This is a genomic window from uncultured Intestinimonas sp. (assembly GCF_944387245.1).
Lineage (GTDB): Bacteria > Bacillota > Clostridia > Oscillospirales > Oscillospiraceae > Intestinimonas.
The window spans coordinates 1-4,152 of sequence record NZ_CALXEE010000119.1; the positions used below are offsets into that span (position 1 = coordinate 1).

3 protein-coding genes are annotated in these 4,152 nt (G+C 60.4%); all 3 read right to left on the reverse strand.

What is annotated here, in order from left to right:
* Nucleotides 1–32: 32 nt before the first annotated feature.
* The 3 genes from Q0K15_RS10770 to Q0K15_RS10780 all read right to left on the reverse strand — a co-directional run bounded on the left by Q0K15_RS10770 (nt 33) and on the right by Q0K15_RS10780 (nt 4,065).
* Nucleotides 33–263 (reverse strand): hypothetical protein, encoded by a 231-nt coding sequence (locus Q0K15_RS10770; protein WP_294515846.1) that lies wholly within the window; start codon nt 261–263, stop codon nt 33–35.
* 332 nt (nt 264–595) lie between these two features.
* Nucleotides 596–2,521, reverse strand: a complete 1,926-nt coding sequence (gene htpG / locus Q0K15_RS10775; protein WP_294515847.1) for a molecular chaperone HtpG — start codon at nt 2,519–2,521, stop codon at nt 596–598.
* Nucleotides 2,522–2,649: 128 nt separating this feature from the next.
* Entirely contained in the window at nt 2,650–4,065 is a 1,416-nt protein-coding gene (locus Q0K15_RS10780) for a MerR family transcriptional regulator (protein ID WP_294515848.1), read from the reverse strand.
* Nucleotides 4,066–4,152 lie beyond the last annotated feature (87 nt).

Genomic DNA, 4,152 nt, shown 5'->3' on the forward strand with positions numbered 1-4,152 from the left:
TCCGGGGACGGCGGCGGTTTCTTCTTTCAAATTCAGGCCCGGGCGCCAGCGTGTACGCCCAGCTTGCGGAGCACATAGGCAGAGTCGGTGACAACATTCACCGGCTTGGTGAAGTCCAGGGTGAACAGGCCCAGAGAGGACCGGGCGTCCACCATGATGGCGCCGTCGGGGGAGTGAACATATACAGGCTCATCCACCTTGCAGGCCAGCTGCTGCAGCTTATAGAGCTCCTGAATCGAATCAATTTGAATGGGTACGACCATGGTCAAAACCTCCTAACAAAGGGATGTCAGCAATTCCGCCGCCGCTGTGTCACAGGGTCCGGTCTATCCGGCCCCGGTGCGCCGGCGCATCAAAGGGGGGCTGCAAGCACCCGCTTTCCTTTTGACAGCCAGAGTATACCACGGTCCATATTCTGACGCAATCGGCAGGATAACTAAATTTAGAAGTGTTTTTGACTTTCGTTTGAAGCTTATTTTATTTTCGTTTGTTTATTTATACAATTTTTAATTGGTAGCACCATTCCTTTTGTGCAGGTTATAAAAAGCCGCGGCGGGAATCCTTCCCACCGCGGCTTTCTTGCCTTTGGACATTTTTACTTCATGAGAGAGCAGACCAACTCAGTATATTTGGCCGCATCCTCCAGGGGGAAGCCGGCAATGAGCAGGGCCTGCTGGTAGAGGAGCTCGGCATAGGTCTTGGCCTTCTCCTTATCCTCCGTCATGGCAGAGCGGAGGGCGGCAAAGGCGCCGGAGTCGGGGTTGAGCTCCAGGACCCGGGCGGCCTTCATATCCTTGGCAGCGTTGGGGTCCACCTTTTGGAAATACTTCTCCATCTCCAGGGAGACGGGGCCGTCGGCGGTCATACACACCGGGGCGGTCTTGAGGATCTTGGAGATACGGACCTCCTTGACCCGGTCGCCCAGGGTCTCCTTCACGAAGTCCAGCACGTCCTTGTTCTCCTCGGCCTTCTTCTCGGTCTCGGCCTTCTCCTCGTCGGACTGGGGCAGGGCATCGTCGTCGTTGACGTTCTTCAGAGCCTTGCCGTCCACCTCGCCCAGGGTGTTCATGACGAACTCATCCACCTCCTCGGTGAGGTAGAGGATCTCATAGCCCTTGTCCAGGATGCGCTCGGCCTGGGGCAGCTTGGCCGCCTGCTCCACGCTCTCGGACTGGAGGAAGTAGATATACTGCTGCTCCTCAGGCATCCGCTCCTTGTAGGCGGCCAGGGAGGTGTTCTTGCCCTCCTTGGAGGACCAGAACAGAAGCAGGTCCTTCAGCAGCTCCTTGTGGGCGCCGTAGTCGGAGACCACGCCGTACTTCACCTGGCGGCCGAAGGCAGACCAGAACTTCTCATACTTCTCAGCGTCGTCCTTCTGGAGCTTGAGGAGCTCGGCCTTCACCTTCTTCTCCAGATTGGTGGAAATGACCTTCAGCACCCGGGTGTGCTGGAGCATTTCTCTGGAGATGTTCAGAGACAGGTCAGGTGAGTCCACCACGCCCCGGACAAAGGAGAAGTGGTCGGGCACCAGGTCGGCGCACTTGTCCATGATGAGGACGCCGGAGGAGTAGAGCTGGAGGCCCTTCTCGTAGTCACGGCTGTAATAGTTGAAGGGGGCGTGGGCGGGGATGAAGAGGAGGGCGGTGTACTCCACGGCGCCCTCGGCTTTCACGTGGATGACGGCCAGGGGGTCCTCCCAGTCGCCGAACTTCTCCTTATAAAACTCGTTGTACTCCTCGGGCTTGACCTCACTCTTGGGCCGCTGCCAGATGGGTACCATGGAGTTCAGGGTCTCCCACTCCTTGTGGGTCTCGTACTCCGGCTTATAGTCCTCCCCGGCGTCCTCCGGCTTGGGCTTTGCGTGGGTGTGCTCCATCTCCATGACGATGGGGTAGTGGATGTAGTCGGAGTACTTCTTCACGAGGTCGTCCAGGCGGTACTGCTGGAGATACTGGTCATAGTCCTCGTCCTCGGTATTGGCCTTGATGTGGAGAATGACGTCGGTGCCCACCATTTCCTTTTCGCACTCGGTGATGGTGTAGCCGTCGGCGCCGGAGGACTCCCACTTCCAGGCGGTGTCCTCGCCGTAGGCCTTGGAGATCACAGTGACCTGATCGGCCACCATGAAGGCGGAGTAGAAGCCCACGCCGAACTGGCCGATGATGTCGGCCACGTTCTGGTCCTCGCTGCCCTCCTTGGCGGCCATCTCCTGCTTGAACTGGAGGGAGCCGCTGCGGGCGATGGTGCCCAGGTTGGACTCCATCTCCTCCTTGGTCATGCCGATGCCGTTGTCGCTCACCGTCAGGGTGCGGGCGTCCTTGTCGGGAATCAGCCGGATTTTGAAGTCGGAGCGGTTCAGGCCCACCTTGTCGTCGGTGAGGGCCTTGTAGGCCAGCTTGTCCACCGCGTCGCTGGCGTTGGAGATGAGCTCCCGGAGAAAGATCTCCTTGTGGGTGTAAATGGAGTTGATCATCAGGTCCAACAGCCGCTTGGACTCCGCCTTGAATTGTTTCTTCGCCATGGTACATGCCTCCATATATGTGAATCTTCTTAAAAAACGATAGGTTAGCACTCTCCACTTTTGAGTGCTAACCTATCATAGTCCTTCGCACGCGATTTTTCAAGAGGGTTCAAGAAATGTTTACAATTTTACTCCACCCTGATGGAGAACTGCTGGGCGTAGGTCTGCTCCGCCCCCTCCTCCGGCAGGAGGAAGCCGCCCACCGGGCGATAGCCGCTGTACTCCACTTGGTTTTCCACTGTGAGTCCCGCCAGGGTGAAGCGGAAGTTCTCATTGCCGGTGCCCATCTCATCGTCGACCCGCCCCACCAGGGGCACCCAGTTGAAGAGGCCCACTCCGGGCTGGGCGGCCAACATGGCCAGGAAGGCGGCGGTCTGCTCGGTTTCCGCTCCGTCCCAGAAATAATCCGGTTCTCTCTCATAGGTGAAGGAGATTCTGGTGACTACACCGTCCCCAGTGGTATCATAGTGGAAGATGGGCGGCGGATTACCCAGGCTTAGAGTGCCTTCAGGCACCACCCAGACCCCCATGTCGTCCAGGGTCATGCTGTCCAGGTTGTATTGCCGGACCAGGTCGTTGTAATTCCGGGCAAACTCGGCCACCGTCAGGGGATGGCGCACCGGCGGCATGGTCAGTTGAAAGACCAGGAGCACGCTCAGTCCCATGTCCAGAGCGGCCGCTCCCGCCCAGGCCAGACCCCGGATGGGCTTCTCGTCCCGGATCGTATAGGAAAGCCCCTCGTCCCAGGGCAAAACCTCCCCGTCAGAGCAGGCCCGATAGCTCTTATAGTTGCGGTAGAGCTGATAGCCAGGGATGCCCCAGCCCTCGCCCAGCAGGAAGAGCTCGGACAGGCGGGCGACGGCCTCCCGGAAGGTGAACTTGCCCCCGTCGGCGTTGCGGACTTCGAGCCCGAAGATCCACTTGCCCGGGGTGGTGCCCCAGGTGGAGAGGAGCAGGGGCTCCAGCAGGAACTGGACGCCCCAGGCCAGGTAGTTCTGGACCAGGGCATTCAGGAGTCCCTCCCCGAAGGCGAGGCGCAGCGTGAGCACCAGGAGGGCATTGACCAGCAGGAGACACAGGCTGTGGTCCAGCAGCCGGGCCAGGTACCGCCGCCAGGGGTGGCGGACCACCGGCAGGCTGTCGGCGGCGGGAGGCGTCAGGTTGACCCCCGTCTCCCCCAGCCGGTCCAGCTGGTCCAGATAGCGCCCGGCGTCCAGGGTGGCATACTCCGCCCCCTCCAGCTCCATGGCACGGCACAGGGTCCGGGCGGCCTCCCGCTCGGCCGCCTCCCGGCGCAGCCGCTCCTCCTGGGCCCGGAGCGCGTCGCCCAGCCGCAGCTCCCCCGCCTGGAGGGCCTTGATGTCCTCCAGAGGAAGGCCCAGGGCCCGGAGCAGCTTGATCCGCCGCAGGGTTTCCACATCGGCCTGGGAATAGTCCCGGTAGCCGTTGGCCAGCCGCTCCGGTGAGAGCAGCCCCTCCTTTTCATAAAAGCGGATGCTGGCCCGGGGCAGGCCCAGGAGCGTCTCCAGTTGGGATATGTTCATGACAACGCCTCCTTTCCAAGGCCAGTATAAGGGGTAAAGCCGGTTTACAGTCAAGCCTTTTTCGCAAAAAACAGGCTGAAGGGCAAA